The sequence below is a fragment of the Streptomyces thermocarboxydovorans genome (assembly GCF_039524635.1).
In the GTDB taxonomy this organism is placed as follows: Bacteria; Actinomycetota; Actinomycetes; order Streptomycetales; family Streptomycetaceae; genus Streptomyces; species Streptomyces thermocarboxydovorans.
The window spans coordinates 17,242-34,150 of sequence record NZ_BAAAGU010000032.1; the positions used below are offsets into that span (position 1 = coordinate 17,242).

The 16,909-nt window shown below is 72.1% G+C and carries 10 protein-coding genes and 3 pseudogenes; 10 read left to right on the forward strand and 3 right to left on the reverse strand.

What is annotated here, in order from left to right; all coding sequences use genetic code 11:
- Positions 1-7: 7 nt before the first annotated feature.
- Positions 8-1,021, forward strand: a pseudogene (locus ABD198_RS16390) (hypothetical protein); the annotation flags it as partial.
- 101 nt (positions 1,022-1,122) lie between these two features.
- On the opposite strand, the gene ABD198_RS16395 reads toward ABD198_RS16390, so the two are convergent.
- Positions 1,123-2,109 (reverse strand): alpha/beta fold hydrolase, encoded by a 987-nt coding sequence (locus tag ABD198_RS16395; protein ID WP_344001790.1) that lies wholly within the window; start codon positions 2,107-2,109, stop codon positions 1,123-1,125.
- A 377-nt stretch (positions 2,110-2,486) separates the two neighbouring features.
- Here ABD198_RS16395 and ABD198_RS16400 point away from each other — a divergent pair, with 377 nt between their 5' ends.
- On the forward strand, positions 2,487-3,194 hold the full coding sequence (locus tag ABD198_RS16400) for a class I SAM-dependent methyltransferase (protein WP_344001882.1): 708 nt from the start codon (positions 2,487-2,489) through the stop codon (positions 3,192-3,194).
- 16 nt (positions 3,195-3,210) lie between these two features.
- On the opposite strand, the gene ABD198_RS16405 is transcribed toward ABD198_RS16400, so the two are convergent.
- The gene (locus ABD198_RS16405; protein ID WP_344001792.1) at positions 3,211-3,405 is read right to left on the reverse strand and encodes a CGNR zinc finger domain-containing protein; all 195 of its coding nucleotides are present in this window, start codon (positions 3,403-3,405) and stop codon (positions 3,211-3,213) included.
- Between the two features lie 607 nt (positions 3,406-4,012).
- Between ABD198_RS16405 and ABD198_RS16410 the strand changes: the two genes are divergently transcribed.
- Together ABD198_RS16410 and ABD198_RS16415 are read left to right on the forward strand one after the other, a co-directional pair.
- A complete protein-coding gene (locus ABD198_RS16410) occupies positions 4,013-4,879 on the forward strand; it encodes a peptidoglycan-binding protein (protein WP_344001794.1) in 867 nt (288 codons plus the stop codon).
- 84 nt (positions 4,880-4,963) lie between these two features.
- Positions 4,964-5,896: pseudogene (locus ABD198_RS16415) on the forward strand (FAD-dependent oxidoreductase); the annotation flags it as partial.
- A 417-nt stretch (positions 5,897-6,313) separates the two neighbouring features.
- Here ABD198_RS16415 and ABD198_RS16420 read toward each other — a convergent pair.
- A complete protein-coding gene (locus ABD198_RS16420; protein WP_344001796.1) occupies positions 6,314-7,069 on the reverse strand; it encodes an AfsR/SARP family transcriptional regulator in 756 nt (251 codons plus the stop codon).
- Positions 7,070-7,435: 366 nt separating this feature from the next.
- On the opposite strand from ABD198_RS16420, the gene ABD198_RS16425 reads away from it, so the two are divergent.
- The 6 genes and pseudogenes from ABD198_RS16425 to ABD198_RS16450 all read left to right on the forward strand — a co-directional run.
- The gene (locus ABD198_RS16425; RefSeq protein WP_344001798.1) at positions 7,436-8,125 is read left to right on the forward strand and encodes a hypothetical protein; all 690 of its coding nucleotides are present in this window, start codon (positions 7,436-7,438) and stop codon (positions 8,123-8,125) included.
- Between the two features lie 98 nt (positions 8,126-8,223).
- Entirely contained in the window at positions 8,224-8,940 is a 717-nt protein-coding gene (locus ABD198_RS16430) for a peptidoglycan-binding protein (RefSeq protein WP_344001800.1), read from the forward strand.
- Positions 8,941-8,949: 9 nt separating this feature from the next.
- Positions 8,950-9,645 carry a peptidoglycan DD-metalloendopeptidase family protein gene (locus tag ABD198_RS16435; RefSeq protein ID WP_344001802.1) on the forward strand — a complete coding sequence of 232 codons (696 nt, stop codon included), beginning with the start codon at positions 8,950-8,952 and terminating at the stop codon, positions 9,643-9,645.
- A 7-nt stretch (positions 9,646-9,652) separates the two neighbouring features.
- Complete coding sequence (locus ABD198_RS16440; RefSeq protein ID WP_344001804.1) at positions 9,653-11,617, forward strand: DUF6603 domain-containing protein; 1,965 nt, start codon at positions 9,653-9,655, stop codon at positions 11,615-11,617.
- Complete coding sequence (locus tag ABD198_RS16445; RefSeq protein ID WP_344001806.1) at positions 11,617-14,514, forward strand: hypothetical protein; 2,898 nt, start codon at positions 11,617-11,619, stop codon at positions 14,512-14,514. The genes ABD198_RS16440 and ABD198_RS16445 overlap by 1 nt, the downstream gene beginning before the upstream one ends.
- 1 nt (position 14,515) lies before the next feature.
- Positions 14,516-16,909: pseudogene (locus ABD198_RS16450) on the forward strand (hypothetical protein); the annotation flags it as partial.

Here is a 16,909-nt window from a genome sequence, read left to right on the forward strand (position 1 = left end):
CCGGCCGAAGACCAACGGCAATGCGCTCAAGGCCGAGCAGGTGCAGGCGTACATGGACATCGCCGCGCGCCGCGGGTACGAAACCGTGATCACGCTGACCAACGATGTCGCTCTGGAAGGCAGCCCGCTCGTCGACGTCAAGATCGACAGGCGGCGCAAGCACAAGGTCGCCCTGTGGCACCTGTCCTGGGCGGAAGTCGCCCACCAGGCGCAGATGCTGATCAGGCACGAGGGCGTGGGCAACGCCGCGCACGCCTGGCTGCTGCAGGAGCTGCTGCACTACCTCCAGGACGAGAACTCGGGCTGCCACGGCTTCCAGAACATGGGGCCCTCCTGGGTCCCCGTGCGCAACGGCATCGACGACGAGACCCTCTGTCAGGGGGATGCCCGGGCGCTGGAGGTCGTCGAGAACTGGGAACGGCTCATCCGCCAGGTCTGCCTCAGGCTGGGCGGTGAACTCGGTCAGAAGGTCCTGCCCGTCCAGCGTGCCAAGCGCGGAACGGATCCCAGGGAACGTCGCAACCAGCTCGCCGATCGGCTGTGCCTCGACGGGCGCCTCCAGGCCGAGCTGCGCATCGACGGCACCCCAGGTGTCCTGACGGTCGGCGCGGACCTGCGCACCGGCAAACTGCGCACCGCCATCGATGTCCCCGCCTCCGAGCAGGGCTACCCGCTGAGCTGGGCCAAGCGGCTCGTACGCCGCCTGGCGGAGGCACCCGCGGACCTCCATGTCGAGACTCTCGTGGACGGCGGCGGCCCAGGTCCGCGCGGCACTCTGGAGCGGCTGCGCCCCGAGCCGGCGGACCTGCTCCCCAAGGACAAGGCCGCGAGGATCACCGGGTTCCGGCTGTCGCTGTTCAAGGGCATGGGCAGCGGCCGCGGCAACGCCGAGACCGGCTTCATCCGCAGCGTGGACGATGCCGTGCACCGCTTCTACACGACGGTTGTCGTGCACCTGGACGCCCCTGCGGCGCGCCGCAAACCGTCCGGGGAGAACACGGTGGCGGCAGCTGCGGGGTGACCCCGGTCGACCGGTGACGGACGGGCCGCGGGCGGTGTGCCGACGCCGTCCGCGGTCATGGCACGGTGCCGCAGACGGCTGAACCGCTGCGTGGGGCCCGGTCAGGAGGCCGGGGGTGAGGACGTCGCAGCGACGACGTCGCAGATCGCGTCGACCAGGCGGGGCTGGTAGAGGTAGATGTCGTGGCCGCTGTCGGTGTTCGTGATGTGCTCGCGGGCGCCAAGGGACTCGGCCAGCCGCTGCTGGGAGGCCAGCCAGTCCTCGAAAGTGACCTGCTCGCCCTTCTTGGCCTCGGGGGGCAGGAGGTCGGTGCGCCACGGTTTGTCCGCGGACAGTACGACGGCCGGAACGGCCGGGGCCGGGGCCGGGGCCGCGGCGTTGATCTTGCGGAAGGCGTCGAGGATGTGCACGCCTTCCCTCGACTCCGGTGACGTCTGCGCATTGGACGCGTCCCACTTCTTCACGGCTTCTGCGCCGGCGACCTCGGCCATGCGTTCCGTGACGGCGTCCACCATCACCAGGCCCGCGATGTTCTGCGGGTGCGTGCGGGCGTAGAGGGTGGCGATCAGGCCGCCGTAGGAGTGGGCCACGAGCACGTAGGGGCCTGGCTCGCCGAGGGCGGTGAGCATCGCGCCGAGGTCGTTTACGTCGGCGTCGATGCTGTGGGGCTGTGGCCTGGGGGTGGAGACGTCGGGGCCCTTGACGCGGACGTCGGGGCGGTCGTAGGTGCAGACCCGGGTGAAGCGGGAGACCTGATCGAAGACCGAGTCGCTGCTGCGCTCTACGCCGGTGTTCCGCCACGGCAGGTCGTCGCCGGGTGCGTCGTGTGCGTGGGTCGTCCGGGTCCAGGATCGACATCCAGTCGTCGGCGCCGTTGCCCTTGCCGGCGATGAGGACGACGGTCGGAGAGCCGCTGCGGGCGTTTGTGCCCTTGCAGGCCGCGTAGATCTTGCGTCCGTCGCCGATGTCGACGAGTCCGCTGACCTCCTCGTCGGCGGGGTGCGGTGCTCGTCGGGGCGGCTGGCGTCGGGGCGGGGCCGCTGGTGTCCGCCGCGGCGGTGCCGACTCCAGCGCAGGTCAGGGCACACATCAGCAGGCCCGCGACTGCGGCGCGCGTCCTGCGGCGCGCGTCCTGCGGCGCGCGTGAGAGGGGCACCAGGACATTCAGCCTCCCGTGGCCGGAGGTGCCGAGGGCAGGGCCGGGGCGGCGGGATGTGTTTTCGGCGGGACGTGTTTTTCGGCTTTCATCGTCCCACTGGCGGGTGCCGGGTGCACTTTCGTGGCGCGGTCACTTGGCGTGCCGGGCCGGACAGTCGGCGTCGGCGAGGGTGCCGTGACGGCATGGTGCGAGGTTGCGGCCGGGGTGAGAGGGTGGGGTGGCGGAGCGTTGGGTTGGGGGCGGTGGGTGGCGTGCGTGATCGTGTGTCGTGACCTCCGTCCGGCAGGGGTGTGGGTGGTGGATTCGATGGTGGGAGCGGGCGGGGCGTGGGACGAGTGGGCGGATCGGGTGGCGGTTGTGCGTCGCGGGCTGGCGGAGCACGGGCCGCCCCGGAGTCCCGGTGGCGGTCCGGATTTTGCCGAGGTCACGCTGCCGGGGCGTGATGGTGATCTGGTGCGTGACCTGCTGGTGGAGGAGCGGGTCGGCGCGGTGGTCGAGGTCGGGCTCGCGTATGCGAGTTCGGCGCTGGCGATCGGTGAGGCGCTGCTGCGCTCCGGTTCGCTGGGCCCGCGGCATGTGGTGATCGACCCGTTCCAGTACTCGGCGTACGAGGGTGTCGGGTGGGAGCTGCTGTGCAGTGCCGGTCTGGACGGCGTCGTGGAGCTGGTGACCGAGCCGTCGCAGCGGTTTCTTGCCCGGCTGGCCGGTGCGGGGTTCGTCGCGGACGCGGCGTTCGTCGACGGCAGTCACCTCTTTCACAACGTGTTCGTCGACCTTCATTTCCTGGGCGAGATCGTCCGGCCGGGCGGTGTCGTGGTGCTCGACGATGTCTGGTGGCCGTCGGTCGCTGCCGCTGTGGCATATTTCGAGAGTCATCTGGGGTGGGCCCCGCTGGCGGATGCTCTGGCCGGCGGGACTGCCGATCTGGTCAGTGGGCGGCCTCGGATGGGGGCTTACCGGCTGCCCGATCCGCGGCCGGTGCCGGACTTCAAGGACTTCCGGCCGTTCTGTTGATGCGGGGGCTCGGCAGTCAGTGGGCGGTGGTTCCGGCTTCTCGAGGGCCGGCCGGGGCCGGGGTGTTGCGGCCGGCGCCGCAGGTTCCCAGGCTGCACCATCTGCGGCGGCCGGAGGCATCGAGGAAGAGCCAGCCGCAGTGCGGGCTGGGGCAGGCGCGGACGGTGAGCCGGCGGGGGTCGGCCAGCAGTTCGGCGGCGGCGATGGCCACGGCGTGCAGGGGAAGACGTAGTCCGGACGCTGATGGCGACGGCTGCCAGCGGGCCAGGCCGTCCTCGCCGCGTATGAAGGCGTTCTTCGGACCGTAGTGCGTCTCGAGCGCGTCGACCGCGTCGAGGCGTATGCTCGCTCGGTTCCCTGACTGTGCTTGACGGCGCGCCCGCGTCCGCCGCCGACGAGATCCCACTCGGTCGGGTTCTCGGCGATGAACGGGACCGTGTCCCCGTCGGGCGCGGAGCCGTTCACTCTGTAGACGCCCTTGATGAGCAGCATGGGCATGATGGCACCTCGGCTGTGGGAGAGCTTGATCGGATCCGGGGCCGTGAAAGGTGCGGCAGTACGCCGGAGGCCCCGGCCGCCCCCTCCTCCATGGTGCTCCCGGGCGGGGCTTCCTGCACCTTTGCGCCTCTGCGCGCGGCTGGGAGCGCCGCCTCCCGCTCCCGATTGCCGGGGGCGTGCACGCGGCGCATTCTGGACATGGAGGGCGAGTCCGTCTCCGGTCTCCGTCGTCGAGCGTCCTTCCTCCGCCACACATCTGCCCGGCAACCATCGGTCACGCGCCGGTGAATGGGAGGAGCACGACGATGCCGAATTCCTGGATGCCTCAGGCTGTCAAGACGGATGTCGGGGACCATGCGCCGTGCGACTCCGGGATCCCCGCGAAGGCGATCGCGCACATCACGGCGGACAGGCGCGCCACTGCCGAGGCCCCTCTCGATCTGGTGCCTTTCGCCAACCTCAAGTCCTTCTTCACGGGCGGCGGGATCGGCAGCGCCCCGCACATCCTCTGGGACCCCTTCACGGGGTCGTTCGCCCAGTTCTTCCCGGCGACGTCGCGCAGCAAGGCTCTGGCCGACGCACCGGGTGGTGTGGGGACGAACCGGGCCGGCAAGGTCGTCATCCAGATCGAGGCGCTGTTCTTCCCCCACTGCCGCGTCGACGGCAAGGTGTTCGCTAGGCTTGTGGACACTCCTTGCAAGGGGTGGGGCGAACTCAACGCGTGGGTCAAGTCCTGGGGTGTGCCCGATGTGTGGCCCATGGGCCGCCCGACCGCCCTGTCCCGCGATACGTCTCCGGCCGGCGTGTGGACTTCTCGGGGCGGGTGGTACGCCCACGCCCACGTCCCGGAGAACGATCATGTCGACCCCGGTTCCTGGCCGCAGTTCGCCGCGCCGGGGCCCGACGTGGATCTGCCGGAACCGTCTCCCGGCGAGGGGCGATTCGTTCCCTTCCCCGGCCCTTCCTTCTTCGTGGCCGGCCGCAGGTCACCGGTGATCGCGGCGATGCATCAGCGGCTCGTCGCCGAGGACTGCGACCGTTACACGTCCAGTAGCGGCATCGACGTGTGGGGTCCGGGCGATGTCCGGTCCTACGCGGCCTGGCAGCAGAAGCTGGGGTTCACGGGCAGCGCGGCCGACGGGATGCCCGGCCGGGCCAGCTGGGACCGGCTGCGCGTGCCCGCCTGACCGACCCGGCCACGGGAGAATCGGCGTCAGCCTTTCAGCCAGTCGCCCGGGATCAACTCACGGACGCGATCGAGGTCTTCGGCGGTGCGTCCGTGGGTGGCTCATCTGGAGTCGCTGGGTGTGGCGTTCGAGGTCGGGCGGACGGTGCGGGAGGTGCTGTACGAGGGGGGAAGGGTCACCGGGGTGCGGGTAGCCGACCCGGGCGGGCGGACGCGGACGGTGACCGCCGATCACTATGTGTGCGCGATGCCGGTCGAGCATGCCCGCCGTACGTGGGGGCCGGCCCTGCGGGCGGCCGATCCGCAGCTGGCGCGCTGCGACCGGCTGCAGACGGACTGGATGACCGGCATCCAGTTCTATCTGACGGAGTCGGCTCCGCTGCTGGACGGGCATCTCAACTGCGTGGACTCGCGGTGGGCGCTGACGGCCATTCAGCAGGCCCGGCACTGGGAGCAGCGTGACTTCCCCGCCGACTACGGCGACGGCAGTGTCGTGGACTGTCTCTCGGTCGACATCTCCGAGTGGGACAAGCCCGGGATCCTGTACGGCAGAACGGCGAAGCAGTGCACCCGGGCCGAGGTCGCCAAGGAGGTGTGGGAGCAGCTGAAGGCCGCGCTGAACGACACGGGCAGGACGGTGCTGCGGGACAGTGCGCTGCACTCGTGGTTCCTGGACCCCGGCGTCGACGGCATCGGCACCCCGCATCCGGTGAACGAGGACGAGCTGCTGATCCACCCCGTGGGGACGTTCCACAACCGGCCACATAGTCGCCCGCCAGGAAGAAGTTCGGGATCCTCGTCTTCGCCGTGGGCCGCCGTGGACATCGATCTGGCGACCATGGAGGGTGCCAACGCGTCCGCTCGTGCCGCGGTGAACGCGCTGCTGGACAGGGTGGGTTCGGATGCGCCGCGCTGCACGATCACGCCGCTGTACCGGGCCCCGGAGTTCGAGGTGCTCAAGCGTCACGACCGGACCCGCTGTCGCTCGGGCCTGCCGAACGCCCTGGACCTGGGCTAACGGACGCCGGTGGCCCCTCCACCACCGACATGCGAGCCCGGTGCCCCCGCACTAGCGTGGACAGTGGACAGGTGTGGCAGCCAGCAGTGCACGTGGGGAAGGTGACGCCCACGCCCCATGCTGGACGGCAAGGGGACCGTTCTGACAGCTGCCGACGAGCGGGCCATGGCGGACGAGCTCCGCTCCCGCTTGAGATCGGGTGGGCCCGGTCGGCGTGGGACGCGATCAAGCGGTTCTCCAGCGGGGGTTCGTACGTCAACTTCGCCGGCCTCGGGGAGGACGCCGGCGAGCTGAGGAGCGCCGTGTACGGCTGGCACGAGGAGCGCCTGGAGCGGGTCCGTGCCGCCTACGACCCGGAGGGGCTCTTCGCGCCGGCCGCGCGCCGGCCGTGAGCGTCGGCGGCCGGAGAACGGACGATCACCACAACCGCCCTCGCCGGGCGTCGCCGCCCGACGGGGTGCTGCGCAGGCGGGGGCCCACGGGCAGCATGCGGGTGAGCTGCGGGGACGGTTCCACGCCCAGTTCCTCCTGCAGGAGCTGCCGGAACGCCTCGTAGTGGCGCACCGCTTCGCCGACGTTGCCCTCCGCGAGGTGCGCCGCGATGACGGCCCGGTGCGCGCTCTCGCGCAGGGGCTCGGCGCGGACGCTCGCCCAGGCCGCCTCCATCGCGAGCGCCCGCTTCCCCTCCCGCGTCAGGGCCTCGGCCAGTGCGTCGAGGGCGTGCAGGCGCAGCTGCCGCAGGCGTTCGCGTTCCACCAGGACCCAGTCCTCGTCCCACCCCGGCAGCAGGTCCTCTCCGGTGAGCAGGCCGAGCGGTGGCTCGCCGTGCAGTGGTGGCCCGCTGCTGCTCTCGACCATGCCGAGTGCGGCATGGGTGAGATCGTGGACGTCCAGGTGCAGGGCAGGGGTGATCAGCAGGGTGTCTCCGCGGCTTCCGATCAGGGGCGGTTCCTCGCGTGGCAGCTTCCACAGGGTGGTCCGCAGGCTGCCCCTGGCGTGCTCCTCGGTGACCTCGGGCCACAGCGTGCCGGCGACGACCGTACGGCACACTCGCCGCCGCAGCGCCAGGAAGGCCAGAACCCGCTGGCCGTTGCGGCACAATTCGACGGTGCCGGTTGGGAGTTCGAGCCGGAACTGGCCGAGCAGCCACAACCGGGAATGACCAGACACCACCCTTGATCGCCTCGCTCACCGACATTCGCGCGAGCGCGCGCTGAAGGCTGCCGGCCTCACCGACGGCGCGTCACTGCTCGTGCTGTTCCTCGACTCCGCAGGCGTGCCGCGTTCTCCGAGTCCGAGGAGGCTGTTGTCATCAGTTTCAGCCCCCCGTGCGGGCTGTGCAACTCCTCCGGGCGCAGGTCGGGGGCGTACCTCGGCGGGGCGGCGGGAGGGCCGGTGACGAGAGAGTGACGCCGCGCTGACGGCCGGTTTGTAGGTTCGGGACGTGGCGGAGACAGGGGGGCGCCATCACGGCCACGGAGACGGCCGTGGCGGTCGCCCCCCACCCGCACTTCCGTCCCGAACTCCTGGGAGGCCTCCATGTCCTGGCGAGTCGCCAACAGCCTGGAGACGCTGCGGCGTCAGCTCGACACGCGCTTCCCGGGCCGCAGCATCGCCGCCGACGGAAGCATCGGTGACAAGGATCATGAGCGGCGCGGGCGCGCCAGCGACCACAATCCCTGGTTCGGGCCCGGCATCGTCACCGCCCGCGACTTCACCCATGATCCGGCGCACGGTCTCGACATCGGGCTGGTGGCCGGGCAGCTCCTCGACAGCCGCGATCCGCGGATCAAGTACGTCATCGCCAACCGCCGTATCGGCACCAACCGCAGCTGGCGGTGGGAGCCGTACGACGGCGCGAACCCGCACGAGGCGCATTTCCATCTGTCGGTGGTGGCGGATGCGCGCTGCGACGAGGCGCAGGACTGGGTGCTGCCCGTTCTGGGTGAGGCGCCGGACGGGGGTGGCGGCACTACCGGGGAGGGCACGTTCGTCACCTGGGGCACCCGGGTCAATGTGCGGGCGGAGCCCCGTCTTGACGCCGCGGTCGTGGCGGTGCTGGCCGGGCCGACGCGGGTGACGGTGCAGTGCCAGACGCGGGGCGACACGGTCAGCACGGCGGACCACGTCAACGACGCCTGGAGCTTCGTGCCCGAGCTGGGCGGATACGTCTCCAACATCTTCATCGATCACCCGGCGGCCTGGCTTCCGGGCGTCGGTGAGTGCTGACGCGGGCGGGCGGCGCAGGTCCGTGTGCCCGCGGCCGCCGGTGATCTGGTCGTCCCGGAGGCACGGGGGCGTTCCGGCGGTGAGGAAGCGAGGTCGTCATGGTGGCTTTGTCCAACGTCCGGTTCGGGGTGAGGAACGAGGACGTCCGCACCGTGCAGAAGGCGCTGATCGCGCGGGGGCGGAGCATTCCCGACGGGGCCACCGGATACTTCGGTGAGCAGACCAGGGCGGCCTACCGGGCCGAGCAACTCGCCCAGGGCTTCGAGGGCAAGGACGCCGACGGCATCCCCGGCTGCGTCTCGCTGACCACCCTCGGCCGCCACGCCGGTTTCCCGGTGGACTGCCGGGGCGCTGCCGCGCGCAACGGCGGGCGGCTCGATCTGAGCGAGGTCACGTATGCCGACCCCGACGACGACGCCGGTGAGGCCGCGATGCGGCGTTACGCCTCCACGGCCTGTGAGCTGACCGGCATGGACCCGGAGTTCGGTGTTCCGGCGCTGGTCACCATCACCCGGCGGGAGTCCGCGTACAACCACCCGAGGTTCCGCGTCAATCGCACGGACTCCAACGCCCGCGGCCCGAGGGCGCCCGACGGCCACGCCTTGAACTGTTCGCGTGGGGCGACGCAGTGCATTCCCCACACGTTCGCCACCTATCACCAGGCCGGTACCGCCACCACGCCCTACGACGTGGTCGCGGACATGTGCGCAACGATCAACTTCGTGCGCGACCGCTATCAGGTCAACCGGTCCGGTTCGAACTTCGCCGCACGAGTGCAGCAGGCGGATCCCCACCGTCCTGCGCGCGGATATTAGGAGCTGATCATGGTCGCTTTGTCCAACGTCCGGTTCGGAGCGAAGAACGAGGACGTCCGCACCGTACAGAAGGCGCTGATCGCACGGAGCCGGAAGATCCCCGACGGGGCCACCGGATTCTTCGGCGAGCAGACCAAGGCCGCCTACAAGGCCGAGCAACTCGCCCAGGGGTTCAAGGGCAAGGACGCCGACGGCATCCCCGGCTGCGCCTCGCTGACCACCCTCGGCCGCCACGCCGGCTTCAGCGTGAACTGCAAGGGCGCCGCGGCGTCCGGCGCCGGCGGAGGCGGCACCGGCAGCAAGGGACATGTGGCGACCCCCGTGCCCGGGAGCAGGATCACCCGCCAGTTCTACGCCCTCGGTCCGTATGCGTGGAAGCCGGACGGGAGGGGCCGGCACACCGGGGTGGACTTCGGCGCTGCCAGCGGCGCCCCGGTCCTCGCCGTGCGCAGCGGATCGATCGCCTGGTCCAACGGCAAGGGCGGGGCGTACGGCCAGTGGATCGGGCTGCGCGCCGACAACGGCCACATCTACACCTACTGCCACCTGTCCCAGCGTGAGGTGAGGACAGGTCAGAAGGTCAAGGCCGGCCAGCGCCTCGGCAAGGTCGGCAGCACGGGCAACTCCACCGGACCGCATCTGCACTTCGAGATGTCGAAGGGCTCCTCGTGGTCCTACGGCAACGTGGCGAAGCCGACCTGGTGAGTGCGCCATGAGTGCCATCCCCGGACTGGACCTGGAGCGTTTCGCCGCCGGTCAGATCCCCGAGACGGTGGACATCGACGCGCCGCTGCCGCCGGTGCGGCTGCGCGGGCGGCTCGAGCGGAGCGGCGACTTCAGCCGGCTGTCCGGCGTACTGAGCGCCTCGCTGCCCGTGGCCACGGCCACGGCGTTCGGGGAGGCGCGGCTCAAGGGGCAGGACAGTCCTTCCTTCCTGGTGCTGCTCGGTGCGACCTTCCCGGAGCCGGGCCTGCAGATCGGTTTCGGGTTCGCGCTGAGCGGCGTCGGCGGGGTCGTCGGCGTCAACCGGCGGGTCGACCGGGAGGCGCTGATCGCCGCCATCGCGGACGGCACCGCGGGCGAGCTGCTGTTCCCGCCGGACGCGGCCAGGGCGGCGCAGCGGGTGCTGCCCCGGCTGCCGGCGCTGTTCCCGGTCGCCCGGGGACGGCTCGTGGTCGGGCCGATGTTCAAGCTGTCCTGGGGCGGGCGCATGGTGTCGCTGTCGGCGGCCGTGGTCGCCGAACTGCCCGACCCGGTACGGCTGTCGGTGCTCGGGGTGCTGAGGGTGGCCGTACCGGACCCGGCGGTGCCGCTGATCGAGCTCAATGCCACGTTCGCCGGTCAGTACGACAGTGCCGAGCCGAGCGCGTTCCTGATGGCGAGCCTGAACGGGTCGCACATGGCGGGAATCCCGCTGAACGGTGACGTGCTGGTGCTGAGCCGGGGCGGCCGGGACGCGACGTTCGTGCTGAGCGCGGGCGGTTTCCATCCCGCGTTCGCCGTCCCGCGGGGTGTGCCGCGGCTGCGCCGGCTGAGCATGAACCTCTCGCCGGTGCCGTGGATCCAGATGCGCTGCGAGGCCTACTTCGCGATCACCAGCAACACCGTGCAGTTCGGTGCGCAGCTGTTCCTGGTCGCGGAGATCGCGGGGTGCGGGCTGCGCGGTCAGTTCGGCCTGGACGTCCTGGTGTACTTCGAGCCGGAGCTGAGGTTCACGGCCGCGTTGCGGGGCTCGCTCGCGGTGCGGGTGTTCGGCACGACCCTGATGGGCATCGGGTTCTCGCTGACGCTGGAGGGTCCCGCGCCCTGGCACGCGGTGGGCCGCGGCAGCATCGACCTGTTCCTGTTCGAGGCGTCGTTCGACTTCGAGGAGACGTGGGGCAGCCGTCCGCCGCCGCTGCCGGCCGTGCCCGCCGACCTGGAGGGGGAGCTGCGCAAGGCGTTCCGGCAGCAGAGTGCCTGGACGGTGCTGCCGCCGGGTGAGACGCGCTCCCCGGTCCGGCTGTCACCGGCCGCGAACCGGCTGCTGGCGTCCGGTGGCCGTGTCCACCCCCACGGCCGGCTGGTGGCCCGGCAGAAGGTGCTGCCGTTCGGTGTGGACGTGCAGCGGTTCGGACGGACCCCGGTCGAGCCGGCCCAGCGCTGGGACATCGCCGTCGCCCAGCTCGGGGAGGACGCGGCGAAGGGCGGCAACACCGTCGACTCGTTCGCTCCCGGCCTGTTCCGCTCGCTGAGCGAGGAGGAGCAGCTCAGCAGCCCGGCGTTCGAGGACTTCCGCTCGGGCGTGCGGTTCGTCACCGACACCGGGGCGCCCGACGACGGCATGTTCGTCACCGCGACGCTCGCCTGGGAGACCCGGGTGGTCGAGGAGGGGCGCCTGAAGGTGCTGCGGCGGGCGGCCCGGCTGCTGGAGCTGATCGACGTCGAGCTGGTCGCGATGGCGCCGTCCGTGCGCAGCCGGCAGTGGTGGGAGCCGCCGCAGCAGCCGATGAAGGTCACCGAGCGGCCGCATCTGGCGATCATGTCGACCTGGTCGATGACCCCGGTCCCGCCCGAGGAGGCGGGTCTCGCCCCGGTGGGCGAGGCGGCCGGAGCGCCGGTGGACGCCGAGCTGCGGCTGCAGATGGGCTCCCGCAGGGGCCTGAGGGCCGTGGAGAGCTGGGAGGTGCAGGGCTGATGGCGCAGGAGCTGCAGTTCGCCCCGTACATGCAGAGTTCGATCGGTGCGGCGGTCGCCTCCACCGCTCCCCATCTGCTGCCCACCCTCAGCCCGCGTCTGGTCCTCTCCGGTCCGGGGGGCCGGCAGGTGCCGATGGATCCGCCCGAGACCGGGCTGCAGATGCTGGGGCCGGAGGGCGTCATCGGTATCGATCCTCGGCACATCCTGCGCATGGAACCGGCGCCCGGCAGCACCGACACGGAGCCGAACTACCTCGCCTGCATCGAGTTCGACGCGCCGGAGCTGCCGTGGCTGTTCACGCCCGCCCGCGCCGATCGTGGCCGGCTGCGCCCCTGGCTCGCCCTCGTCGTCCTCGAGCGGGCGGAGCACCAGGTGCAGCCGGGCCGGCCGCTGCCGTTCGTCGACGTGGACCCGGTCCGGCTGCCGGACCCGGCCTCGTCCTGGGCCTGGGCCCATGTGCAGCGGCCGGCGGGGCGCACCGGCCCGCTGATCTCCCGCCTGCTGTGCCCGAGAAGGCTGGCGGCCGGCACCCCGTACGTCGCGTGTCTGGTGCCGGCCTTCGAGGGCGGGCGAGTGGCCGGCCTGACCGACGGCGGGCAGATCGTGGACGCGCGCGGCGACGCCTGGGCGATGGGCGGCGGCGTGGTACGGCTGCCGGTGTACCACCACTGGGAGTTCACGACGGGTACGGCGGGCGATTTCGAGCAGCTCGCCAGTGCGGTCGTCCCGCTGAAGGCGGAGGAGGTCGCGGCGCTGGGCGGCGTCACCGTCGACGTCACCGAGCCGTGGCGCCACGGCGAACCGCTGCGCACGTCCGACGGCTCGTCCGGGCGGCAGACGATCGTCGTCCAGGGTGTGCTGTCGCTGCACACGCCGCCCGAGGACACCGTGGACCCTGCGGCCGTGCAGGACTTCATGAGCCGGGTCGCCGCGCAGATCGACCGCGGCGCCGAGGACGACGTGACCCTGCCCCTGTACGGCGGGCACCACCTGGTGAAGCGGACCATCGACCCGTCCGAGTCCGGCTGGCCCGCCGACCTCAATCTGTGGCCGGAGCGGCGGATCCCGGCCGCGCTGGGAGCCGAGTGGGTGCGTGAGAACCAGGAATTCCTGATGGCCCGCGCCTGGGAGCAGGTGGGGTCGGTGCGGGAGGCCAACCGTCTGCGGGCACGGGCGGCCTTCTGCAGCGAGGTGGCCTCCTCGGTGCACCGCCGCGATGTCGGCACGCTGTCGCCGTCCGAGCTGGTGAGGCTCGCCGCCAGTGCCGACGACCGGATCAGGACGAGCAGCGGTCTGCCGCTGCGGACCGAGATCGCGGTGAGCCCGGCCCCGACGGCACTCGCCGAACCGGCCCTGCACCGGCAGGTGCTGCGCTCCCGGGGTCCGGTCGCCCGGCGGACGGGGGCGCGGCCCGGCACCTATGTGGCGCGGTCGCTGGGTGGTGAGCTGGTTCCGCCCGTGCCCACGCCGCTGCTCACCGCACCCGAGACGACCGAGCCGCTGGCCGGTGAGGACAGCGACGACCTGGCCGCCCGGGTGGGGTCCGCGCTGCGCGGCGACGACGCCCGGAGGGCGGGACGGCTGCTGCGCGTCCTGTCGGCGGTGGCGGTGTCCGCGGAGGCGAACGGCTTCGCGGACCAGGCGCGGACGCTGACCTCGGTGGTGGCCGGCCCGGTGCTGCGGATGGTGGCCGGGCAGGGCGAGGAGACGGCGGACGGCACCGCGGCCGAAGCGATGCCGACGGCCCGTCTGCTCACCCTGGAGCGGGCCTTCACCCCGGACAATGTCGCGCCGCTGACCGGGGAACTCGCCCAGCGGTTCGGGGAGATGATGCAGGGCGGCACGCTCACCATGCCGGCGCTGCACCAGGTGCTGCCCCAGGACTCGGTGGCGGACGATCCCGGCAGCCGGCTTCTGGAACTGGGGGTGCCCGTCGACCAGGCGGCGCTGGGCGAACGGCTGGCGGCCGCGCTCGAACCGGGCCCGCTGCTCGCGGCACGGCTGAGGCACCTGGCGGAACCGGCGCCCGGCTTCCTGGCCGCCGAGACCACGGCACCGACCGACCCGGTGATGGCGGGCCCCGCGTTCCCCGCGCCGCTCGCCCTCGCCCTCAAGGAGCTCTGGCCCGACTGGTTCCTGCCCGGCTCGGCCACCATCCCGGACAACCGTGCCGTGCTGCTCAAGGCCAACCCGGAGTTCATCGCCGCCTTCATGGTGGGCGTCAACGACGAGTTCAACCGGGAGATGCGCTGGCGGGAGTACCCCACCGACCTCAGGGGGACGTCGTTCACGCAGTTCTGGCCGCGCACCGACGGTGTGGCCGACACTCCCCCCATTCACACCTGGGCGCCGGACGGCGCGCTCGGCTCCCACCTGGCGGCCGGGGCGGGCGGCCTGGACGTGCTGCTGATCCGGGGGCCGCTGGTACGGCGCTACCCCGACATGACCGTGGCCGCGCTGCCGCCCGAGGCCCGGCACCAGCCGGATCTCGCCGAGAGCACGTGGAAGCGGCCCGTGATGGTGCTCGGTCTCGACGAGCAGACCGCCGCGTACGCCTTCGAGCTGCCCGAGAGCGACGTGCACGACTGGTGGTTCGTCCTCGCCGAGAACGCCCAGCGGGTGCGGTTCGGCTTCGACACCCCCGAGACCCAGGCGGCGCAGGCCGAGGAGGGAACCTTCGTGGAGCAGCCGGCGCCGCCGTGGAGCGACCTGAACTGGAGCGTCGTGGACGCGGGCCGCGGCTTCGCCGAGATCGACGGGCGTGTCCTTCCCGCGGCCGGCACACCCGCACCGGTGATCGCCGGGCAGTGGAACGCGGCCGAGGTGGCCAACATGGCCCTGCAACGGCCGTTCCGCGTCGTCCGTTCCGCCCGCAGTCTGATCGGAGACCCCTGACGTGGACACCCGTATCGCGAAGGCACACCGGGACGTCGCCGACGCCCGGATCGCACTGAACTGGTCCAAGGCCAATCTCGCCGGGCTGGAGAAGCGCGTCCTGGCCGAGCCGCCCGACCCGAACGTGCAGCAGGAGATGCTCGACCAGCGTCAGGAGGCCGAGGCGGCCGAGACCCGGCTGCAGCAGGCCAGGGAGGTCTACCGCGAGGTCGCGGGCGAGGCTCCCCCGCTGTGGCCGGACGGCCCGAAGGACCCGGTGCTGCTGCTGCCGCTCCGCCTGGAGACCGTGTTCCGGACCGCCGAGCGGCCGGAGCTGTGGATCCGCGCCTACCCGGACGAGATCCATGTCGACTCCCACGAGAGGGGCCTCACCCCCGCCGAACGCGCCGCCACCGAGGCCTACTGGAAGGCCGTCTGGGCCGCAGGCGCCGACCAGGACCGCCTGACCGCCGCGTGGAACGGGCTGGTGACGCTGATCGGCCCGGGGCGGGCCACCTGGGCGACGAAGGTGTACCACCCGCAGGGCGAGCCGCCGCAGGCCGCGGCACCCGACGGCGCCGCACCGCCCGACCCGGGGCCGTTCACCGCCGAGCCGGAGGCACGCGAGAGCGCCTGGACCCGCGCGGCCCACACCTACGTCCTCCCCGACCGGCTGGTGTTCTCCGGCTATCAGGTCACCGGCGACGGGCAGATCGGGCTCGTGTGGCGGCAGGAGGGCGAGCCCGTCCCCGCCACGCTGGACGTCGGTCTGGCGCCCTCCGCCACCGAACCGCCGCTGTGGCTCACCGATTTCGACGAGGCCGTCAAGGTGGGCATGGGCGTGCGGGTGCCCCTGACCGAGGACCTTCCGCAGCGGTTCGACCTGATCACGGTCGCCGGCGTCCGGGGAGGCCCGGCGCAGGACACGGCGAACCTGGTGGGCACCTTGCTGGAGGCCCATCGCTGCACCGACGGGCTGAACGTGCTGCCGGCCGGCACCGCCACCAACAACACCGCGCAGAAGAGGTCCGCCTGGCACTCCCGGAGCCCCCAGGCGGCCCCGGAAACACTCGCCACACAGCGGGCCGCGTTCCAGGCGGGCAGCCCTCAGGCGGCGGCACGCATCTCCCATGCGCTCGGCCCGGCCGCCGGGGAGGTGCTCAAGGACGTCCCCGACGGCCTGAACGAGAACGATCACGAGCTGCTGCTGCATCTGCGGGCCGCCCTCGGCGCCCTGGCCGCCGCCTCCTCCAACTGGCGGCCCGTCGACCCCGAGGGCGAGCGGACACCCCTGCCGGATCTGCTGTTCCTGGTCTCCCACTACGTCGACCATGTGAACGGACGCGGCCCGCTGCCCAGCCTGCGCGTGGGCCGGCAGCCCTACGGCGTCCTGCCCGTGACCTCGCTGGACCTGTGGCACGGCACCGAGGTCGATCTGCGGATCCTGAACCACATCTCGGGCTTCCGCACCTTCGTCGAGTCCCAGGGCTGGCGCGCCCCGAGCGTCGCCGCGGGCGGCGATCCCGACGCCGTGATCAACGATCTGCTGCACCGGCTGCCCGCCTCCCGCCGTCTTAGGTATCTCCTCCAGACGCCCAAGACCCCGCCCTTCGCCCCGCCTCCCGACACCCCGACCGGCTCGATCCCGCACCGCAGCGGCTTCGCCTGGGCCGAGCCGCCCGGTCTGGAGGAGGTGCCGCCGGCCGCGCCCGCGGAGTTCTTCGTCGCGCAGGAGACGAGCCCGGAGCTGCGCGAACTGGTGGACCAGGTCCCCCTGCGCGGGATGTGGGACTGGTGGCAGGAGACCGCCCCGCTGATGGCCGACCAGCACGAGATGACACCGGAACGCGCGGAACGCCTGCGCGCCTTCGAGGTGATGATCAACGGAGCGGCCGGCGGCAAGCTCGGGCTCTTCTACCACGTCGCCATGACGGTGCTGCGGATGCACCGGGAGGCGCTGCGGCTGCAGCTGGAGGGCGAGAGCAGGCGGGTGGAGCCCGGGGTGCGCCTGGTCGACGGCCGGCTCGCGGCCGAGGCCGGCTTCGCCCCGGACGCCTACGACTGGATCTGCCTGGCCCTCGGCCAGCTGGCCGAGGTGGAGGACCGGGCGGGCGGAGACCTCGCCCATGTGGAGCGGCTGCTGTGCGAGGTGCTCGACACGCAGACGCACCGGCTCGACGCGTGGATGACCTCGGTGGCCTCGGCGAGGCTGGACCGGCTGCGCACCGACAGCCCGGCGGGCACGCACATCGGGGCGTACGGGTGGGTCACCGGTGTCGCGCCGCGGGAAGCGGCGATGGCCGACGGGGCGGATGCGGGCGGCACGGAGGAGGTGGACGCGGCAGGCGGGTCCGGCGATGCCACGGACGTGGGCGCGACCGACGGGGCGAGCGAGACCGCAGACGCGGCCCCAACC

Coding starts and splice junctions, on each gene's coding strand:
- ABD198_RS16400 (WP_344001882.1), top strand. CDS start 2,487: ATGGTGGGAGCGGGCGGGGCGTGGGACGAGTGGGCGGATCGGGTGGCG.
- ABD198_RS16410 (WP_344001794.1), top strand. CDS start 4,013: ATGCCTCAGGCTGTCAAGACGGATGTCGGGGACCATGCGCCGTGCGAC.
- ABD198_RS16425 (WP_344001798.1), top strand. CDS start 7,436: ATGTCCTGGCGAGTCGCCAACAGCCTGGAGACGCTGCGGCGTCAGCTC.
- ABD198_RS16430 (WP_344001800.1), top strand. CDS start 8,224: ATGGTGGCTTTGTCCAACGTCCGGTTCGGGGTGAGGAACGAGGACGTC.
- ABD198_RS16435 (WP_344001802.1), top strand. CDS start 8,950: ATGGTCGCTTTGTCCAACGTCCGGTTCGGAGCGAAGAACGAGGACGTC.
- ABD198_RS16440 (WP_344001804.1), top strand. CDS start 9,653: ATGAGTGCCATCCCCGGACTGGACCTGGAGCGTTTCGCCGCCGGTCAG.
- ABD198_RS16445 (WP_344001806.1), top strand. CDS start 11,617: ATGGCGCAGGAGCTGCAGTTCGCCCCGTACATGCAGAGTTCGATCGGT.